Origin of the sequence: Streptomyces sp. NBC_00726 (assembly GCF_045161735.1) — a bacterium.
Taxonomy (GTDB): Bacteria; Actinomycetota; Actinomycetes; order Streptomycetales; family Streptomycetaceae; genus Streptomyces.
This window is the reverse complement of the sequence record NZ_CP108983.1, coordinates 1,529,505-1,549,605: the sequence shown is the minus strand read 5'-3', so window position 1 is coordinate 1,549,605 and position 20,101 is coordinate 1,529,505. Positions and strand designations below refer to the sequence as shown.

14 protein-coding genes are annotated in these 20,101 nt (G+C 73.2%); 5 read left to right on the top strand and 9 right to left on the bottom strand.

The genetic code is table 11. The features are described from left to right. Window positions 1-42 precede the first annotated feature (42 nt). The 3 genes from pulA (at window position 43) to OG338_RS06900 (ending at window position 7,930) form a co-directional block, all read left to right on the top strand. Window positions 43-5,367: a pullulanase-type alpha-1,6-glucosidase gene (pulA, locus tag OG338_RS06910; RefSeq protein ID WP_405936472.1), complete on the top strand. Its 5,325-nt coding sequence runs from the start codon at window positions 43-45 to the stop codon at window positions 5,365-5,367. A gap of 95 nt (window positions 5,368-5,462) precedes the next feature. Next, window positions 5,463-7,499 (top strand): ATP-binding protein, encoded by a 2,037-nt coding sequence (locus OG338_RS06905; RefSeq protein ID WP_405936471.1) that lies wholly within the window; start codon window positions 5,463-5,465, stop codon window positions 7,497-7,499. Window positions 7,500-7,579: 80 nt separating this feature from the next. Beyond that, complete coding sequence (locus tag OG338_RS06900; protein WP_405936470.1) at window positions 7,580-7,930, top strand: 5-carboxymethyl-2-hydroxymuconate Delta-isomerase; 351 nt, start codon at window positions 7,580-7,582, stop codon at window positions 7,928-7,930. A 7-nt stretch (window positions 7,931-7,937) separates the two neighbouring features. Here the strand turns inward: OG338_RS06900 and OG338_RS06895 are convergent, their stop codons facing one another. From OG338_RS06895 to OG338_RS06875, 5 genes are all read right to left on the bottom strand, one after another. Further along, on the bottom strand, window positions 7,938-8,660 hold the full coding sequence (locus OG338_RS06895) for a TetR/AcrR family transcriptional regulator (protein ID WP_405936469.1): 723 nt from the start codon (window positions 8,658-8,660) through the stop codon (window positions 7,938-7,940). 34 nt (window positions 8,661-8,694) lie between these two features. Then, window positions 8,695-9,786, bottom strand: a complete 1,092-nt coding sequence (locus tag OG338_RS06890) for a PDR/VanB family oxidoreductase (RefSeq protein WP_405936468.1) — start codon at window positions 9,784-9,786, stop codon at window positions 8,695-8,697. A 2-nt stretch (window positions 9,787-9,788) separates the two neighbouring features. Next, window positions 9,789-10,694: a metal-dependent hydrolase gene (locus OG338_RS06885; protein ID WP_405936467.1), complete on the bottom strand. Its 906-nt coding sequence runs from the start codon at window positions 10,692-10,694 to the stop codon at window positions 9,789-9,791. A gap of 102 nt (window positions 10,695-10,796) precedes the next feature. Further along, entirely contained in the window at window positions 10,797-12,719 is a 1,923-nt protein-coding gene (locus OG338_RS06880; protein WP_405936466.1) for a hypothetical protein, read from the bottom strand. Between the two features lie 66 nt (window positions 12,720-12,785). Continuing rightward, window positions 12,786-13,328: a carboxymuconolactone decarboxylase family protein gene (locus tag OG338_RS06875; RefSeq protein ID WP_405936465.1), complete on the bottom strand. Its 543-nt coding sequence runs from the start codon at window positions 13,326-13,328 to the stop codon at window positions 12,786-12,788. Window positions 13,329-13,400: 72 nt separating this feature from the next. On the opposite strand from OG338_RS06875, the gene OG338_RS06870 reads away from it, so the two are divergent. Then, window positions 13,401-13,904 (top strand): MarR family winged helix-turn-helix transcriptional regulator, encoded by a 504-nt coding sequence (locus OG338_RS06870; RefSeq protein WP_405936464.1) that lies wholly within the window; start codon window positions 13,401-13,403, stop codon window positions 13,902-13,904. 24 nt (window positions 13,905-13,928) lie between these two features. Here OG338_RS06870 and OG338_RS06865 read toward each other — a convergent pair whose 3' ends face one another. Both OG338_RS06865 and OG338_RS06860 read right to left on the bottom strand, forming a co-directional pair. Beyond that, the gene (locus tag OG338_RS06865; RefSeq protein ID WP_405936463.1) at window positions 13,929-14,576 is read right to left on the bottom strand and encodes a LuxR C-terminal-related transcriptional regulator; all 648 of its coding nucleotides are present in this window, start codon (window positions 14,574-14,576) and stop codon (window positions 13,929-13,931) included. Beyond that, window positions 14,561-15,829 carry a sensor histidine kinase gene (locus tag OG338_RS06860; RefSeq protein WP_405936462.1) on the bottom strand — a complete coding sequence of 423 codons (1,269 nt, stop codon included), beginning with the start codon at window positions 15,827-15,829 and terminating at the stop codon, window positions 14,561-14,563. The genes OG338_RS06865 and OG338_RS06860 overlap by 16 nt, the downstream gene beginning before the upstream one ends. A gap of 240 nt (window positions 15,830-16,069) precedes the next feature. Here OG338_RS06860 and OG338_RS06855 point away from each other — a divergent pair, with 240 nt between their 5' ends. Next, complete coding sequence (locus tag OG338_RS06855) at window positions 16,070-18,199, top strand: MMPL family transporter (protein ID WP_405936461.1); 2,130 nt, start codon at window positions 16,070-16,072, stop codon at window positions 18,197-18,199. Window positions 18,200-18,273: 74 nt separating this feature from the next. On the opposite strand, the gene OG338_RS06850 is transcribed toward OG338_RS06855, so the two are convergent. Both OG338_RS06850 and OG338_RS06845 read right to left on the bottom strand, forming a co-directional pair. Then, window positions 18,274-18,825 carry a winged helix-turn-helix domain-containing protein gene (locus OG338_RS06850; RefSeq protein ID WP_405936460.1) on the bottom strand — a complete coding sequence of 184 codons (552 nt, stop codon included), beginning with the start codon at window positions 18,823-18,825 and terminating at the stop codon, window positions 18,274-18,276. Window positions 18,826-19,134: 309 nt separating this feature from the next. After that, a complete protein-coding gene (locus tag OG338_RS06845; RefSeq protein WP_405936459.1) occupies window positions 19,135-20,049 on the bottom strand; it encodes a DUF6891 domain-containing protein in 915 nt (304 codons plus the stop codon). Between the last annotated feature and the right edge of the window lie 52 nt (window positions 20,050-20,101).

The window sequence follows — 20,101 nt, the reverse complement described above, 5'->3', positions numbered from 1 at the left end:
CGGCCCCGCACACCCCCGTACGTACCCCTGCGAGGAGTCCGAGTGAAACGTCCGTACCCGCGCGTGCCCGCACGCAGAACGGCGACCGCCGTCGTCGCGGCCGCCCTGTGCGCGGCCCTGGTGCCCGCGCTGCCCGCCGCCGCGGCCCGCCCGCCCGCCGCGCCCTCGGACGCCAAGCTGGCCGCCCAGGCCACCCGGCACGACCTGACCCGCGAGCAGTTCTACTTCGTGATGCCCGACCGGTTCGCCAACGGGGACACCCGCAACGACCGGGGCGGGCTCACCGGTTCGCGCCTGGAGACCGGCTACGACCCCACCGACAAGGGGTTCTACCAGGGCGGCGACCTCAAGGGGCTGACCGACCGGCTCGACTACATCAAGGGGCTCGGCACCACCGCCATCTGGCTCGCGCCGATCTTCAAGAACCGGCCCGTCCAGGGCACCGGCAAGGACGCTTCGGCCGGCTACCACGGCTACTGGATCACCGACTTCACCCAGGTCGACCCGCACTTCGGCACCAACGCCGACCTGACGAAGCTGATCGACAAGGCCCACCGCAAGGGCATGAAGGTCTTCTTCGACGTCATCACCAACCACACCGCCGACACCGTCGACTACGCCGAGAAGACCTACGGCTACAAGTCCAAGGGCGCCTACCCCTACCTGGACCGCGACGGCCGCCCCTTCGACGACGCCGCCGGCATGGCGAAGGTGGACGCCGACTCCTTCCCGTACAAGCCGGTGAGCGGCGGCGGCAAAACGCCGTCCTGGCTCAACGACCCGACGATGTACCACAACCGGGGCGACTCGACGTACGCCGGGGAGTCCACCACGTACGGCGACTTCTCCGGTCTGGACGACCTGTGGACGGAGCGGCCCGAGGTCGTCTCCGGCATGGAGAAGATCTACGAGAAGTGGGTCCGGGACTTCGACATCGACGGGTTCCGGATCGACACCGTCAAACACGTCGACATGGACTTCTGGACCCAGTGGGCCACCGCGCTCGACGCGTACGCGGCCAAGCACGGGCGCAAGGACTTCTTCATGTTCGGCGAGGTCTACTCCTCGGACACCGCCGTCACCTCGCCGTACGTCACCCGGGGCCGGCTGGACGCCACGCTCGACTTCCCGTTCCAGGAGGCGGCCCGCCAGTACGCCTCGCAGGGCGCCCCGGCCTCGAAGCTCGCCGCCGTCTTCGGCGACGACTACCGGTACACCACCGACAAGGCCAACGCCTATGAGCAGGTGACCTTCCTCGGCAACCACGACATGGGCCGCATCGGGACCTTCCTCAAGCAGGACAACCCGGAGGCCGGTGACGCGGAGCTGGTGAAGCGCGCGGAGCTGGCCAACGAGCTGATGTTCCTCAGCCGGGGCAACCCCGTCGTCTATTACGGCGACGAGCAGGGCTTCACGGGCGCCGGCGGCGACAAGGACGCCCGCCAGACGATGTTCGCCTCGAAGACCGCCGACTATCTGGACGACGACGAGCTGGGCACCGACCGTACGCACGCCTCCGACGCGTACGACAGGACCCACCCGCTCTACCGCAACATCGCCGCCCTCTCCGAGCTGACCCGGGACAACCCGGCGCTCCGCGACGGAGTCCAGACCGAGCGGTACGCCGAGGGGTCGGTGTACGCCTTCTCGCGCACCGACGCCAAGCGCGGCGACGAGTACCTGGTCGCCGTCAACAACGGCACCTCCGCGAAGACCGTCGAGCTGCCCACCGGATCCGCCCGCATGGACTTCCGTACGCTGTACGGCGGCAAGGGCACGGTCCGCAGCGGCGCCGACAAGACCGTGAAGGTCACCGTCCCGGCCCTGTCGAGCCTCGTGCTCCACGCGGCCAGGCCCCTCGCGGCCCCCACCGCCAAGCCCTCCGTCACCCTGAAGGCCCCCGCCGCGGGCGCCACCGGCACCGTCGAGCTGACCGCCGACGTGGCCGGCGGCTCGCTCAACCGGGTCGTCTTCGCCGCCCAGACCGGCAACGGCAAGTGGACCACCCTCGGCACCGCCGACCACGCCCCGTACAAGGTCACCCAGACGCTGAGCGACAAGACCGCCGCCGGAACACCGCTGCGCTACAAGGCCGTCGTGGTGGACCGCACCGGCCGCACCGCGAGCGCCACCGCCTCCTCCACCGCCGGACAGGCGCCCGCCCCCGCCAAGCCCGTCGCCGTCGAGCGGGACTACGCCGTCGTCCACTACCGGCGCGCCGACGCCGACTACGACGGCTGGCAGATCAAGTCCGGCGGGACCACGGCCGACTTCGCCGGGCGCGACGCCTACGGCGCGTTCGCCTGGGTCGAGGTGCCCGAGGGCGCCGCCACCGTCCCGTACACCGTCGAGAAGAGCGGCACGGCGGACGGGCCCGAGCGCAGCGTCGACCTCGCGAAGACCGGTGAGGTGTGGATCGCGCAGGGCGAGGACGGCCAGACCGGCACCGCGCCCGACGGGGCCTACCCGGACCAGGACCCCACCAAGGCGGTCCTGCACTACTACCGGGCCGACGGCGACTACGACGGCTGGGGGCTGCACACCTGGACCGGCGCCAAGGAGCCCACGGACTGGGCCAAGCCGCTCCAGCCCGTGAAGAAGGACGCCTCCGGGCTCACCTTCGAGGTCCCGCTCACCGACGGGGCCACCTCGCTCAGCTACATCCTGCACCGGGGCGACGAGAAGGACCTCCCCAGCGACCAGGCGCTCGACCTCGCCACGTACGGCCACGAGGTGTGGCTGCTCGGCGGCCGGGCGGGCTATCTGCTCCCGCAGGCCGGCGGCGTCCCGACGCCCGACCTCACCAAGGCCGAGGCGCAGTGGATCGACGCCGACACCGTCGTCTGGAAGGTGAAGGCCACCGAGGCCACCAGCCAGCAGCTCGTGTACGCCCCGCGCGGCGGCATCACCGTCGAGGACGGCGCCCTCAGCGACGAGGGCCAGTGGCTGCGCCTCACCCCGGCCGCGCTCACCGACGCCCAGAAGGCGAAGTACCCGCACCTCAAGGACTACCCCGCCTTCACCGTCGACGCCCGGGACCGCGACCGCGTCCGCGAGGCCCTGCGCGGCCAGCTCATCGCCACGCAGCGCGCCGCCAACGGGGCCCTGCTCGCCGCCACCGGGGTGCAGAGCGCCGGAGTCCTGGACGACCTCTACGGCGCGAAGGCGAAGAACGCCGCGCTCGGCCCGGTCTTCCGCCACGGCACCCCCACCCTGTCGGTCTGGGCGCCCACCGCCCGTACCGTCGCCCTCGAACTCGACGGGAAGACCGTCCGCATGCGGCGCGACGACCGCACCGGCGTCTGGTCCGTCACCGGGAAGAAGAACTGGACCGGCAAGCCCTACCGGTACGTCGTGAACGTCTGGGCGCCCACCGTCCAGAAGCTCGTCACCAACAAGGTCACCGACCCCTACTCCACCGCCCTCACCACCGACTCCGCCCGCAGCCTCATCGTGGACCTGGAGGACCGGAAGCTCGCCCCCAAGGGCTGGAACACCCTGCGCAAGCCCGCCGCCGTGCCGCTGCGCGACGCGCAGATCCAGGAGCTCCAGATCCGCGACTTCTCCATCGCGGACCCCACCTCCAAGCACCCCGGCGAGTACCTGGCCTTCACCGACACCCGCTCCGACGGGATGAAGCACCTGACGAAGCTCGCCGACGCAGGCACCAGCTATGTCCACCTGCTGCCCGCCTTCGACATCGGCACCATCCCCGAGAAGAAGAAGGACCAGGCCAAGCCCGCCTGCGAGCTGTCCGTCTACGCCCCCGACTCCGCCGAACAGCAGGCGTGCGTCGCGAAGGCCGCCGCGGAGGACGCCTTCAACTGGGGATACGACCCGCTGCACTACACCGTCCCCGAGGGCAGCTACGCCTCCGACCCGGACGGCACCGAGCGCACCGTCGAATTCCGGCAGATGGTCCAGGGCATCAACAACGCCGGACTGCGGACCGTCATGGACGTCGTCTACAACCACACCGTCGCCTCCGGCCAGGACGACAAGTCCGTCCTCGACCGGATCGTGCCCGGCTACTACCAGCGGCTCCTGGAGGACGGCACCGTCGCCACCTCCACCTGCTGCGCCAACACCGCCCCCGAGAACACCATGATGGGCAAGCTCGTCGTGGACTCGGTCGTCACCTGGGCCAAGGAGTACAAGGTCGACGGCTTCCGCTTCGACCTGATGGGCCACCACCCCAAGGCCAACATCCTGGCCGTCCGCAAGGCCCTCGACGCCCTGACCCCCGCCAAGGACGGCGTGGACGGCAAGAAGATCATCCTGTACGGGGAGGGCTGGAACTTCGGCGAGATCGCCGACGACGCCCGCTTCGTCCAGGCCACCCAGAAGAACATGGCCGGCACCGGCATCGCCACCTTCTCCGACCGGGCCCGCGACGCCGTACGCGGCGGCTCCCCGTTCGACGAGGACCCCGGCGTCCAGGGCTTCGCCACCGGCCTCTACACCGACCCCAACACCTCCACCGCCAACGGCACGCGGGCCGAGCAGAAGGCCCGCCTGCTGCACTACCAGGACCTGATCAAGGTCGGCCTCACCGGCAACCTCGCCGACTACACCTTCACCGACACCTCCGGGAACACCGTCAAGGGCTCCGGCGTCGACTACAACGGCGCCCCGGCCGGCTACGCCGCCGCACCCGGTGACGCCCTCGCCTACGCCGACGCCCACGACAACGAGACCCTGTACGACGCGCTCGCGTTCAAGCTCCCGGCCGGCACCCCGGCCGCCGACCGGGCCCGCATGCAGGTCCTGGCCATGGCGACGGCGACCCTCTCGCAGGGCCCCGCGCTCTCCCAGGCCGGCACGGACCTGCTGCGCTCCAAGTCGCTGGACCGCAACTCCTTCGACAGCGGCGACTGGTTCAACGCCCTGCACTGGGACTGCCGGGCCGGCAACGGCTTCGGGCGCGGACTGCCGCCGGCCGCGGACAACGAGGACAAGTGGCCGTACGCGAAGCCCCTGCTGACCAACGCCACGGTCAACCCGGGCTGCGCACAGATCAACGGCGCCTCGGCCGCGTACCGCGACCTGCTCACCATCCGCACCACCGAGAAGGACTTCGGCCTGGCGAGCACCGCGCAGGTGCAGTCCCGGCTCACCTTCCCGCTGTCCGGTGAGGACGAGACCCCCGGCGTGATCACCATGCGCCTCGGCAAACTCGTCGTCGTCTTCAACGCGGCCCCCGGCACCACCACCCAGCGGGTGACCGCGCTCGCCGGCAAGCACTACGCCCTGCACCCCGTCCAGGCGAAGGGCGCGGATTCTACCGTCAAGAAGTCCTCGTACAAGCGGAGTTCGGGCAGCTTCACCGTCCCGGGACGCACGGTGGCGGTGTTCACCCTGCGCTGACCGCCACGGGACTACCGTATGGGCAGCCGCCCGGGGGTGTCGCTCCAGACACCCCCGGGCATGCCTTTCACTCCACCTGTGCAGCGACGGTGACGATGGCCAGCAACCTCCCCGAGGAGACCACCAGCTTTGTCGGACGGACGGCCGAGCTCACCGGGCTCGAACACGCCCTCGCCACCGGCCGGCTGACCACCCTCACCGGCACCGGAGGCGTCGGCAAGACCCGGCTCGCCCTCCGCGCCGCCCGCCGCGCCGCCCCCGGCCACCGCGACGGCGTCCGGTGGGCCGACCTCGCCCCGCTGCACGACGACGAACTCCTCCTCGCCACCGTCTCCGACGCGGTCGGCCTCAGCGACCACACACTGCGCCCGCCCATCGACGTGCTGTGCGAATGGCTCGCCGACAAACAGCTCCTGCTCGTCCTGGACTCCTGCGAGCACCTGCTCCCCGCCTGCGCCCACCTCCTCGGCGAGATCCTCACCACCTCGCCCGGGCTCACCGTCCTCGCCACCAGCCGCCAGCCCCTGAACCTGCGGGGCGAACAGCTCGTGGAGGTCGACCCGTTGCCCGTCGACGGCGCCGCCGACGCCCTCACCCTCTTCCGGGAACGCGCCACCGCCGCCGCCCCGACCACCCCCTTCCGGGAACCGGGCACCGCCGAGGCCGCCGCCGACATCTGCCGCCGCCTCGACGGCATCCCGCTCGCCATCGAGCTCGCCGCCGCCGCGGTCGGCCGGCAGAGCGTCCAGGAGATCGCCCAGCGCCTCGGCTCCCGGCTCGACGTCTTCGCCGACACCGCCCTCCGCCCGGTCCGCCACCGCACCCTGCGCACCACCATCGGCTGGTCCCACGAGCTGTGCACCCCGCTCGAACGGCTCCTGTGGGCCCGGCTCACCGTGCTGCGCGGCGACTTCGACGAGGACACCGCCGTCACCGTCTGCACCGGCGGCCCCCTCACCGAGGACGGCGTCCGCACCGCCCTGCGCGGCCTGGCCGCCAAGTCCGTCGTCAGCCGCGAGGGCACCCGCCACCGCATGCTCGACACCCTGCGCGAGTACGGCCGGATGTGGCTCGTGGAGCTGGGCGAGGACCGGGAGGCCGCCGACCGGCACGCCGCCTGCTTCCTCGGCCTCGCCCGCAACGCCCACGCCGGCTGGACCGGCGACGACCAGATCCTCTGGTACCACCGCATCGCCGACGCGCACGCCGACCTGTGCGCCGCGCTCGACCATCTCCTCGAACACGACCCGGCCGCCGCCCAGGAGATGGCGGGCCGCATCGGCTTCTTCTGGTGCTGCTGCGGCCACCTCCCGCAGACCCGGGGTTACGCCCAGCGCGCCCTGGACGACGGACCGGCCGGCGGCCCCCACCGCACCCGGGCGCTGTGGGTGCTCGGCATCTGCGTGCTGCTCCAGGGCGACTACCCGGCCGCCGAACGCATCGGCCGCGAGTGCGTCCGCGAGGCCGCCGCCGACGGCACCGACGAGGGCATCCTGGCCGCCGCCTATCTGCGCGGCCTCACCCACCTGATGACCGGCGACCCCGAGAAGGGGCTGCGCGCCTCACGGCGGGTGCTCCGGACCACCGCGTCCGGGACCAGGCTCGAAGCGGCCTACCGGCTGCGCTGCCACCTCATCACCGTCTTCGCCCTCACCGGGCTCGGCCGCCTTGAGGAGGCCGCGTCGGCCGCCGTGGTGCTCCGGGCGGCCTGCGAGGCCCAGGACGAGTGCTGGACCCGGTCCTACGTCGACTACCAACTCGCCCTGATCGCCCTGCTCCAGGGCCGCGCCGCACCCGCCGCCGCGCACGCCCGGGCCATGCTCGCCGGCAAGCACCGGCTCCGCGACCGCTTCGGCATCGCGCTCGGCCTGGACATCCTGGCCGCCGCCATCGCCGCCCAGGGCGAGGGCGCCAGGGCCGCCCGCGTCTACGGCACCGGACAGGTCTACTGGCGCATGGTCGGCCACCCCCAGCGCGGCACCCCCGAGCTGGGCCCGGTCCGCGAGACCTGCGAACGGCGCGCCCGGGAGGCGGTCGGCGACGCGGCCTACCGACGCGCCTTCGAACAGGGCCGGGCGGACAGCGCGGAGGCGGGGCTCGCCCTCGCGCTCCACGGCGAACTGCTCACATAGTGAATGCCTGTTGTGTGCCCGCGTGGAGCCGGTGAAGGCTGGGCGCAGCCCTGCACCCTCCGCCCGCCCGGGAGCCCGTCATGCCGCAGATCACCGTCGACTACTCCGCCGAGCTGACCGACGCCTTCGACCGCCCCGCCTTCGCCCTCGCGCTGCACCCGGTCGTCGCCGCGACCGTCGACACCAAGATCGCCGCCTGCAAGACCCGGTTCCGGCGGGCCGAGGAGACGGTGGTCGCGGACGCACCGGACGGCGACGCGCTGGTGCACGTGGACATCTCGCTGCTGCCCGGCCGCACCCCGGAGACCAAGGCCCGGCTCACCGAGGCCGTCCTGGAGCTGCTGCGCGCCCACCTCGGCACGGTCACCGGCCCGGCACTGCACCTTTCGGCAGAGGCCCGGGACCTCGACGCGTCCTACCGCAAGGTCTGAGCCGGGGCTACGGCAGCCGCTGCGCGGGCACCGCCGGAATGGCCGGTGCCAGCGCGGAGAGCCGGGTCAGCAGGTCCCCGAACGGGCCGTCCGCCGGCTCCCGCGCCAGCACCCGCAGCACGATCCCCGCCATCTCCTCGTCGTACGCCGCGCTCACGGCGGCCAGCGCGGCGAAGTCGTGCACGAGCTGCAATTCCAGCTCCGCCCGGGGCACCCGGCGCCCGTCCAGCCAGAGCAGCGCCGTCGACTCGGCGAGCGACACCCAGGACCGTACGACCAGCTCCAGCCGGGCCGGGGGCTCCCCGGCGTCCAGATGGGCCACGATCTGATCGCAGGCGGCCTGGCGCACCCCGTCGATCATGGCGTTCGTCGTGGACGAGCCCACCGCCGGACCGCCCCGCATCAGCGCGGCGAACCCGGGCCCGTGCTCGTCCACGAAGTCGAAGAACCGGCCCATCACGCGCAGCAGCCGGGCGCCGAGCGGCCCTTCGTGCGGCTCCATGAACCGGGCCGCCAACTCGTCGGCGGCCCGGCGCAACGCCGCCTCGTACAGGCTCTGTTTGCCCGGGAAGTAGTGGTAGACCAGGGGCCGCGAGATCCCGGCCGCCGCCGCGATCTCATCGATCGACACCTCGTCCGGCGCCCGGCGGCTGAACAACTCCAGCGCGACGCCGATCAGCTGCTGCCTGCGCTCCTCGACGCCCATCCTGCGCCGCACCCCGGTCGTCATACCCCCAGCGTACCGACCGGTGGGTCCGGCCGGATCAGAGGTCCAGCACCAGCCGCTGCCCGCCCCGGCACCGGGAGACGCAGATCAGCATGGAGTCCGCGCGCTCGTCGTCCGTGAGCAGGTCGTCGTGGTGCTCCACCTCGCCCGCCAGGACGCGCTGTTGGCACGTACCGCAGAAGCCCTGCTCGCAGGAGTACGCGACATGCGGCAGTTCGGCGCGCACGGCGGCCAGCACCGACTGGTCCGCCGCGACCGGCACCGTACGCCCCGAGCGGTGCAGCTCCACCACGAACGGGGCCGCACCGGCCGGGTCCGGGCCCGCCGCCGTGAAGCGTTCCAGGTGCAGGGTGCGGCCGGGCGGCAGGGCGGCGGCCACCGCGTCCATCAGGGGCTGCGGGCCGCAGCAGCGCACCGCCGTGCCCTCGGCCGCGTCCGCGAGGGCGGCGGCGAGATCCGGATGCCCCGCCTCGTCCTGCGGGACGACCGTGACCCGGCCCCCGTCGGCGCCCAGCTTCTCGACCTCCGCCAGGAACGGCATGGTGGCCCGGCTCCGGCCCCCGTACAGCAGCCGCCAGTCGGCGCCCTCGGCGGCGAGGCGGCGGACCATCGGCAGGACCGGGGTGATGCCGATGCCGCCGGCGATCAGGAGGTGGGCGGGGGCTTCGGTGAGCGGGAAGCGGTTGCGGGGGCCGCGCACCTCGACCTCCATGCCCTCGTGGAGCGCAGTGTGCACCTCGCGGGAGCCGCCGCGCCCGTCCTCGACGAGCCGGGCGGCCACTGTGTACGAGCCGGTGTCGGCGGGGTCCCCGCACAGCGAGTACTGCCGGACCAGGCCGGAGGGCAGCACCAGGTCCAGATGGGCGCCGGGCTCCCAGGCGGGCAGGTCCGGCCCCTCCAGGCGGAGTTGGACGACACCGTCGGCGGGACTGGTCCGGCCGGTGACCAGCAGCCGCCGGCCGGTGGTCGAACGGCGCGTGTTGCGGCCCGATATGGGCTCGTCCAGCGCGGGCATCGGCCACAGCGGGGACTTCCGGATGCGCCGGCGCATCGCCCGCCGGGCGAGCAGCACGGCGCCGGCCGCCACGACGGCCGTGAGCGGGCGGGGGAGGGGCAGGGGACGCGGCATGGTCAGCGGGCTTCCGTCGTACGGGCCTCGGCCGCGACGGCGGCGGGCGAGCGGGTGAGATAGTCGACGGCCTGGGCCGTGCTGCCCTCCTGCGAGGGGTGGTACGTACGGCTCAGATAGCGCGGGACGGAGCGCAGGATCGCCGGGGTGCTGGGCAGGGTGCCGTGCCGGCCGCCGCGGTAGAACTGCCCGAACGACGCCTTGCCGTCCAGCAGGCTCGGGTCGTTCTCCATGAAGAACCGGGCGCCGCGCTGCCAGAGGAACAGCAGCGCGGAGAACGCCGTCGCCCAGGTCCGCACCCGCCGCCGGTACCCGCCGTCGACATGCATGAACACGTCGAAGGCGACCGAGCGGTGCTCGACCTCCTCGGCGCCGTGCCAGCGCAGCAGATCCAGCATGGTCGGGTCGGCCCCGCGCCGGTCCAGCTCGTCGGCGTTGAGTATCCAGTCGCCCAGGAAGGCGGTGTAGTGCTCGATCGCCGCGATCGTCGCCACCCGCTCCATCAGCCACCACTTGCGGGCCCGGCCCGGCGGCAGCGTCCGGTCGCCGAGCAGCTTCTCGAAGAGCCAGTCGACCTGCGCGGTGTACGGGGTCGGGTCGAGCCCCAGCTCCTTGAGGTGCGGGAGCACGTCGTCGTGGGCCTGGGAGTGCATCGCCTCCTGGCCGATGAAGCCGATGACGTCCTGGCGCAGCTCCTCGTCGTGGATGTACGGGAGCACCTGGCGGTAGACGTGGATGAACCAGCGCTCCCCGGCGGGCAGCAGGAGGTGGAGCACATTGATGGTGTGCGTGGTGAACGGGTCGCCCGGCACCCAGTGCAGGGGTGTCCGGTCCCAGGCGAAGCTGACCCGGCGGGCCTTGAGGGCGGTCCGCTCCGCCGCGACCGCTGCTGGCTGCGTGTTAGACATGTTGTCAAAATACTGAGCGGTAAGCCCGGGGAACAGGGGTGTGCGCCGAATTCCCGGCCCCACCTGCGCGGAATTCCCGGCTTCGGAAGCCGCGGTGACCCCTCAGTGCAGCGCGACCACCCGGCTGCCGTCCTTCAGCCGGCCGCCGAGCCGGGGCCGGACCCCCTCCGCGGCGGGCACCGCGAGCAGCCGCCCCGGGGCGCTCCCGGTCACCCCGCCCGAGGTGGACAGCGACGCGAACTGCCCGCTGCCCGCCGCCAGGACGTACCACCGCCCGCCCGGCGACTGCCACAGCACGCCCGCCAGCACCCTGGGCGTCCGCGCCCCGCACTCCGGCACGTCCTCGCCCCGCGCCGCGACCGCGCCCGGCGCCGCCGGACGGGCGGACGGGGCCTGGAACTGCGCGATGACCCTGCTTCCCGCCCCCCGCCAGGTCTCCGCCCGGGTGCACAGCCAGCGCGCCGTGCCCCCGTCCTCGGGCAGCGGCTGCCGGGCGTAGGCCCAGGAGTTGACCGACCGCACCCCGTGCGCGCGGACCTCCCGCAGCAGACACGCGGTGTGCGCCCAGCTCTCCCGCTCGGCCCGTCCGGTGACGTCGTGCGGGCTGCCCGGGGCGCCCGAGGTCAGCCGGGCCGGGGCCAGCTCGCCCAGGTCCGTGACCAGCCGGACCGATGTGGCCCCGGTCAGCTCGACGGCCTCCCAGGACCGGCAGTCGGAGCCCGCCGCCGGGTCGGCCAGCGGGCCGGTCACCCCGTCCGGGGAGCGGTCCAGCGGGCGGGGCGCCCGGTCCGGCGTGAGCAGGTCCCGCACCCGGGCCTCCCGGACCCAGGGCGCCGTCAGATACCGCACCCCGTCCCCGGTCCTGGCCACCAGCAGCGCGCCCGACGACGCCTCGTCCGCCCCGTCCACCCGGGCGAAGTCGAGGGCGGCGCCCAGCGCGGGGTCGGCGTTGCGCGGTTCGGCGTACCGCACGACGCGCAGCCCGTCGTGGAACAGCACCACCGCGGAGTCCCCCACCTCACCCGCGTACAGCAGCTGCGGAGCACCCATCGGCGGGCCGGTGGGGGTGCCGGGTGTCGCCGACGTCCGGATGCCGGCGCCGGGCCTGGCCCACACGGCGAGGGCGCGCCGCAGCAGCCGGGTGTCCTGGGTGCGGTCGCCGCGGGTGGGCCAGGAGGTGAAGTCCGTACGCGCCGAGTGGCGCCAGTACGTCGCGGGCACCCGGTGCAACGCCCCCGGGTCCAGGGCCGCTTCGGACGCCGGATTGCGCGCGTACGGCGGGGCGGTCAGGCCGCCGTGCCCCCAGCCGCCGCCGGGCAGCCCGAGCAGCGCCCCGCACACCAGGAGCGCGGCGACGGCCGCGAGCGCGGTGCGGGCGCGTCTGCGGCGGCCCGGCAGATCGGGCGGCCGGGCCTGGAGCGAGCAGGGGTCGAACTCCGGGGAGCCGAGAAGCGCGTGGCCCGCCCGCACCCCGTCCGCCTCGGTCAGCGCCGCGTGCGGATCGGTGACCCCGGCGGCGGCCAGCTCCCGCCGGACCTCCCCGTCCGCGAGCCCCTCCAGGCCGCGCAGGACGAAGGCGGCCCGGGCGGGGGCGGTGAGCGCCGCCAGCTCCCGTTCCAGGGCGAGTTCACCGGCGCCGCCCGGGTGCGGGAGCAGGCGCAGGCCCCACGCCGACGGCAGGACGGGCGGCAGCGCGGCGCGGCGCGGCCGCCACCCGGGGCGCCGGGTACACCCCGCCGCCAGCGCCCGGCGCAGCACTTGGCGCCGCACGTAGGTGTACGAGGGGTCGGCGTCGCCGGTGCGGCGGGGGAGGGGGACGGCGGCGGGGCCGGCGCGGTGGGCGGCCTGGAGGGAGCGCTGGGCGAGGGCGTGGGCGGCGAACACCCGCCGGGTGCGGCCCGGCGAGGGCGGCAGCAGGAGGTAGCCGATCCGCACCAGCCGCGGGTAGTGCTCGACCAGCGCGGCCTCGGCCTGTTCCGCGTCGGCCGGGGCGACGGGCGGCGGTAGCTCTGACGGTGGGCGCACATTCAGCTGAACGAGCGAATGGTGCGATGGTCACTCCGGACCCCTCCGTCGGAGACCCCGCGGGCGTCAGGCGAACCGGGCCAGAGGGCCGTCGACGGGCGCGCCCGTCATCCGGTTGGCGAAGGTGGACAGGGTGTAGGTGGCGATGCCGAGGGTGACCTCCAGCGCGTTGCGCGCGGTGTAGCCGTGGGCGGTGAACGCCTCGATCGCCGCGTCGTCCACGGCCCCGTTCGCGGCGAGGACGGCCAGGACGAACTGCCGCATGGCTTCGAGCCGTTCGTCCGGGAGCGGGGTGCCCGCGCGGAGGGCGGCGAGGACGGCGGGCGCGGCGTCCAGGGCGGTGAGTATCCCGGTGTGGACCGCCACGCAGACGTGGCAGCCGTTCCGGGTGGCCATGGTCATGCTCAGGACCTCGCGCGAGAGCCGGTCCAGGGTGGTGGCCTCGAACAGCGCGTTCATCCGGAGGAAGCCGCTCAGCGCCTCGGGGGAGGTGGCCATGCGGGCGGCGGCGGACGGCAGGAAGCCCTGCTTCCGCTCGATGGCGGCGAGACCGGACCGGGCGGCGGGGGCGGATTCCAGGGTGTGGTCGGGGAAGACGGTCGCGGGCATGGCGGGACCCCTCGGCTAAACTCGACAATGTGATTGACGAAAAAAACGTAAACCAGGTTGTCGAGTTTCGCAATGGCTGAGCGTGCGGGCGGGCGCGGAGAAGCGCGCCCGGAGGAGGCCGGCAGGGGCTTCGAACTGCCTCTTCTGCTGTTTGCGGGCTTCCGTACGGTCATCGACGCGCTCCACCGCGATCTCGCGGAGCAGGGGCACCCGGACATGCGGCCCGCGTACGGCTACGCCCTCCAGGCCGTGGGCGCCGAGGGGGCGACGGCCAGTGAGATCGGCCGCCGCCTCGGCGTCTCCAAACAAGCCGCGGGCAAGACCGTCGACCGGCTGGAAAGCCTCGGTTACGTGGAGCGCGCCGACGATCCGGCCGACGGGCGCCGCAAGCTGGTCCTGCTGACCGCGCGGGGCGTCGACGTGCTCCGGCGGTCCGCCGAGGGCTTCGACCGGCTGCGCGCCGAGTGGGCCCGGGTCCTCGGCGCCGAACGGGTCCGCGCCCTGGAGGACGACCTGCGCACGATGGCCCCGGACGGCGCCTTCCGGCTCGATGTGGCGGCCTGGTTCAACGGCTGACCGCGGCCTGGCGGCCGGCGGGCGTCAGCCCCGGTCCAGATACGCCAGTACCGCCAGGACGCGGCGGTTGTCGTCGTCGGACGGCGGCAGGCCCAGCTTCCCGAAGATGTTCGAGGTGTGCTTGGCCACCGCCCGCTCCGTGATCACCATCTGCGAGGCGATCGCCGCGTTCGACCGGCCCTGGGCCATCAGCTCCATGACCTCCCGCTCGCGCGGCGTCAGCCCGCCCATCGGCTTGTCCTGCGAACGCCGCGTCAGCAGCTGCGAGATGACCTGCGGGTCCATCGCCGTGCCGCCCGCCGCGACCCGGCGCACCGCGTCGATGAACTGGTCCGCGTCGAACACCCGGTCCTTGAGCAGATACCCGATCCCGCCGTTGCCGTCCGCCAGCAGCTCGCGCGCGTACAACTGCTCGACGTGCTGGGAGAGTACGAGGACGGGCAGCCCGGGCCGCGCCCGCCGGGCCGCCAGCGCGCACTGAAGCCCCTCGTCCGTGTGGGACGGCGGGAGCCGGACGTCGACCACGGCGACGTCCGGCTCCAACTCGGCGAGGGCCCTGGTGAGTTCCGGCCCGGTCTCGACGGCGGCCGCGATCTCGAAGTCGTACGCCTCCAGCATCCGCACCAGGCCGTCGCGCAGCAGGAAGAGATCTTCGGCTAGGACAACTCGCAAGGGATCTCCATGGTCACCATGGTGGGACCGCCCGCGGGGCTGCTGACGGCCATGATGCCGTCGAATGTACCGAGCCGCCGTTCGATTCCGCTCAGCCCCGAGCCCGCCCCGACCGAGGCGCCGCCCTTCCCGTTGTCCGTCACCGAGAACCGGAGCGCCCCGTCGTCGTGCCGCAGGTCCACCCAGATCCGGTCGGCCCCCGAGTGCTTCGCCGCGTTCGTCAGCGCCTCGCTGATCGCGAAGTACGCCGCCGACTCCACCGGCGCGTCCGCCCGGCCGGCCAGCTCCACGTCCACGTCGCACGGGATCGGCAGCCGCAGCGCCAGCGCCTTCACCGCGTCCCCGAGCCCCCGCTCGGCGAGGACCGGCGGGTGGATGCCCCGGACCAGGTCGCGCAGCTCGGTCAGCGCCTCGGCCGAGGACTCCCGGGCCATCGCCAGGAGCTGCTTCGCCTGCGCCGGGTCCTTCTCGATCAGCGCCTCCACGGTGCCGAGGTTCATCCCCATCGCGACCAGCCGGGCCTGCGCCCCGTCGTGCAGATCCCGCTCGATGCGCCGCAGCTCGGAGGCGGCCGTGTCGACCGCCTCGTGCCGGGTCTCGGTCAACCGGTCGATGCGCAGCGCGAGTTCCTGTTCCTGGGTGGGGGCGAGCACCGACCGGGCGAGCACGAAGTGCGCCCGCAGCAGCCGCTCGCTCACCAGCACCGCGAAGGCGAAGAACGCCACACCGAGCGCCGCGGCCAGCAGCCCCGTCGCCTGGCTGTCGACCGGGACGAACGCGTACCAGTACCGGTCGTCCGTGAAGACCCGCCACAGCCCCGCCGCCAGCACGAACCCCTCCACCGGGTACACCATCAGCGCCGCCGCCAGGATCGCCACCGTGTAGCCGGCCGTCATGTCGACCAGCATCCACCGCATGTCCCGCCAGGTCGCCGGGTCCTTCAGCAGCAGCGTGGTCCGCTCCACCTGCCCGGTGAACCCGCTCCGCACATCCTTCGGGAACGGCCGGTACGGCACCGGGATGCGCACGTCCGACCAGGTGATCGCGAGCAGCCGGCGCTGGTTGGCGTGCTTACGGACCGCCTCCAGGATGTACGGCGTGGTGATCAGGCCGATGCCCAGCGGGATCATCGCGATGGACACCACCGCCAGTACGAACAGCGTGCACGACCCCGCGAGGGCGGCGAACGACACCACCAGCCCGCGCCACGCGGCCAGCAGCGCCGCCCCGATCCGTCCCCGCTTCGCGTCCATCCCGGTCCCTCGTTCCCCTCGCCGGGTCCCTGTGCCGGCCCCGTGTCGCACCCAGTCTGACCCGGCGCACCCGGCGCCGGGCAGCCGGTTCGCCACCCGGTGGGGGTGTACCCAGCACCACCCCGCCACCTCGCCCTACGCGCCGCGCGACCGGGTGTTCCACCGGCTGGGGCGCACGATCCGCCGTTCCTAGATTCGAGGGGCATCGTCGGACTTCCACCAACAGGGGGCGAACCCGCCATGAGGCGTAACCTCGCGGCACGTATCGGTGTGTGGAGCGCACACCACCGCAAGACGGCCATTCTCGGCTGGCTGCTCTTCGTCGTACTCGCCGCGGGCATCGGCGGCGCCTCGGGCATGGTCGAGATGACCGACGCGGAGAACGGCGCGGGCGACTCGGCCCGCGCCGAACAGATCCTCTCCGACGCGGGGCTCGGCCACCGGGCCGGCGAACTTGTCATGGTGTCCGCCGCCGAACCGGACGGCTGGAAGGCCGCCGCCGGTGACCTCGCCACCGCCCTCCGGGACACCGGCGAGGTCACCGGCCTCGCGGACCCGGTCGAGTCGAAGGACCGCAAGGACGCGCTGATCACCTTCGAGATGAAGGGCGACCCGGACACCGCCCCCGACCGGGTGCAGCCCGTGCTGGACGCCGTCGCCGGGGTCGGGAAGCGGCAGCCCGGCGTCACCGTCAGCCAGTTCGGGGACGCCAGCGCCGGCAAGTGGCTCGGTGACCTGCTCGCGGACGACTTCAAGAAGGCCGAGTTCACCGCCGTACCGCTGGCCCTCGGCATCCTGCTGGTCGCCTTCGGCGCCGTCGTCGCCGCCCTGCTGCCCGTCGGGCTCGCGCTCACCGCGTGCATGGCCGCCTTCGGCCTGCTCTCGCTCGCCAGCCACCAGCTCCACCTGTTCCAGACCACGTACTCCGTGATGTTCCTGATGGGCTTCGCCGTCGGCGTCGACTACTGCCTGTTCTATCTGCGCCGCGAACGCGACGAGCGGGCCGCCGGACGCGACGCCGGCACCGCCCTGCGCATCGCCGCCGCCACCAGTGGCCGGGCCGTCCTGGTCTCCGGACTCACCGTGATGGTCGCCATGGCCGGCATGTTCCTGTCCGGCCTGATGCTCTTCAAGGGCTTCGCCCTCGCCACCATCACCGTCGTGTGCATCGCCATGCTGGGCTCCGTCACCGTGCTGCCCGCCCTGCTCGCCTGGCTTGGCGACCGCATCGACGCCGGCCGGGTACCGCTGCTGAACCGGCGCGGCAAGCGCGGGAAGGGAGAGAGCGGCCGTATCGCGGGCCGGGTGCTGCGCCCCGTACTCGACCGCCCGAAGCTCTTCGCCGTCGCCTCCGTCGCCGTCCTGCTGGTGCTCGCCGCGCCCGCGCTCGGCATGAAGACCGAATCCCTGGGCCTGGACAAGCAGTTCGGCTCCGACTCCACGCTGTCCGTCGCCTACCGCCACATCAGCGAGACCTTCCCCGGCGGCCCCGCCCCGGCCCAGGTCGTCGTGGCGGCCGACGACATCACCGCCCCGGCCGTCCGCGAGGCCCTCGCCGGCTTCGACCACGTCACCGTGCACCGGGCGCGGAACATCGCCGAGTTCGAGGTCCCGCTCCCCGGCGGCGAGAAGGACCTCACCGCCCTGCGCGACGACCGCCTGCCCGCCGCCTTCGACGCCACCGGAGCCCACGCCTACGTCACCGGCGAGGTGGCCGGGTCCGTCGACTTCAACGACCAGCTGAAGCGCGGGATCGCCCCCGTCTTCCTCTTCATCACCGCCGTGACGTTCCTGCTGATGCTGTTCTGCTTCCGGTCGTACGTGATCGCCGTGACGTCCATCGTCCTCAACCTGCTCTCCGTGGCCGCCGCGTACGGGGTGATGACCGCGGTCTTCCAGCACGGCTGGGGCGCCGGGCTCATCGGCTCGGAGGGCGTCGGCGCGGTCGAGTCCTGGATGCCGCTGTTCGTCCTCGTCGTCCTGTTCGGGCTCTCGATGGACTACCACGTCTTCGTCGTCTCCCGCATCCGCGAGGCGCACGGCCGGGGGATCGGCAACCGGGCCGCGATCGACGAGGGCATCCGCCGCACGGCCGGCGCGGTGACCGGCGCGGCCGTGATCATGGTGGCGGTGTTCTCGGTCTTCGCGACCCTGTCCATGCAGGACATGCAACAGATGGGCGTCGGCCTCGCGGTCGCGGTCCTGCTGGACGCCACACTCGTACGGATGGTGCTGCTGCCCTCCGTGATGGCGCTGCTCGGCGAGCGCAACTGGCGCACCCCGCGCGGCCTCGGCCGGCTCCCGAGCCTGGACCACGGCGAACCGGAGCCGGCGGCGGTGGCGACACCGGCCGCTTCGGGACTGCGCTGAGCAGGGCGTACGAGGACGGGCCCCGGTTCCGGTAGTGCTTACCGGAACCGGGGCCCGCCCCCTTTGGCTGCCGGTCAGGGCGTGTACTTGTACCCGACCCGGCGCACCGTCTGGATCGAGTGACGGTGCTCGGCGCCCAGCTTGCGGCGCAGCCGGGCGATGTGGACGTCGACCGTGCGGCCGTCGCCCACATGCCCGTAACCCCAGACCGTGGTCACCAGCTGGTCGCGGGTGTGGACGCGGTGGGGGTGGGCCACCAGATGGGCCAGGAGCTCGAATTCCAGGTAGGTGAGGTCCAGCGGGCGCCCGTCGACGGAAGCGGAGCGCCGCACGGAGTCGATGGTCACCGGACCCGCCGCGCCCGGTCCGGCCGCCGCGGCGAAGGCGGGCTGCTGGTCGGCGGGCACCAGCACCAGGTAGCCGACCATCGGCGGACGGCCCGGCAGGCTGGGCAGGGTGTGCTGGGGCGCGGGCAGCCAGGTCGCACCCGGCGTCAGGAGCGCCGAGACGTCGGCCTGCTGGACGGCCTCGTCGGGGGCGACGGCGCGCAGCCGGTGCCGGTTGGGGGAGAGGGCCGGGGCGGAAGTGGTCGCAGCGGCAGCGGAGAAGGTACGGGTGTTCGCCATGAGGGGTCAGCTCTTTCGCGCGAGGGAGTCGTCGGTGGACGGACTTGCTGCGTGCGCGCGGACCGGAGGCCGGGTGAGGGCGTCAGAGGGCCGGCGCGTTCAGCGCGCGGCAACACACCCGGTCGAAGTCGTGGTGCTGACGGGAGGGCCAGAACGGTTCGAGGTCGCTGCGACCGGTCGAGGTGTGCGGGAAGCTGGCCATGGCCCCATTGAAGCAGAGAACGCGTGGCGCCGCGCCCCTTCGTACAACGAGGTGAGCAAGCCGACAGCCCCTCACCCACCAGCTCCTGCCCCCCGTCCCATCAGCCCCTAACCCACCAGCCGCTTCCGCCAGTCCAGGTCCGTCAGCTGGATCGCCCTGTCCGGCGAACCGTCCCACTCCACCGTCAGCCCCGCCTCGCTCAGCGCGGCCACCACCTCGCGGCCCACCTCGGCCGTCCGCTCGGCGGAGCGTCCGAAGCCGCCGTAGTACAGCGCGAGGCCGTGCCCCGCACCCGCGCTCTCCGTACCCTGGCTGTGGAAGAAGACGAAGCCCTGGGCGTCCTCACGCCCGGCCGCCCGGATCTCGTCCATCCCGCACGAGCGGCAGCAGGCGAAATTCTCCCGGGCCGTGATGCCGCCCCGGTCCAGCCGGGCGAACGCCTGCTCCAGCCGGTCCGCGTCCGTCACCTCGTCCGCCCAGCCCCGCTGCTCCGCGACCCGCTCCAGCCACAGCCGCTCCACCAACTCCTGCGCCTGGGCCCGGGAGACCGGCCGCACCCCGTCCTTCACCAGATAGTCCTCGGCCGCCTCGGTGAACGTCCGCACGGTCCCGTAACCGCCGCGCAGCAGCTCCCGGACCCGGGGCTCCAGCTGCTTCCGGATCTCCTCGGCGAGCTCGGGCACGGGCTCCGGCTCCGGTATCCCGGCGCTCCGCCAGTCGGTGCCCGCGTCCCAGCCGGGCTCCTCGCGGGCCCAGCGCGTCATCAGCGCGAGGACCCGGCCGGCGTCGCCGACGACGGTACGGACATGGCTCGCCGCCGTGCCCGTACGGTGCTCCAACTCGTACGCCCCGCCCGCCTCGTGCCATACCTGGATGAAGGTGCCCGGGATGTCCGGGACCCGCTGGACGACCAGGAAATTGTCCCCGCGCCCGCCGATGCGGTGCACGAGGTCCCCGAGCTTCTGGGCGGAAACACGGGTGTGGGTCTGCTGGTTCTCGGTCTCGACCTTCACGCTGAGCATGGGGAAAGCCTGGCACACGGCACTGACAACGAGAGGCGCCCACCGCGACGTG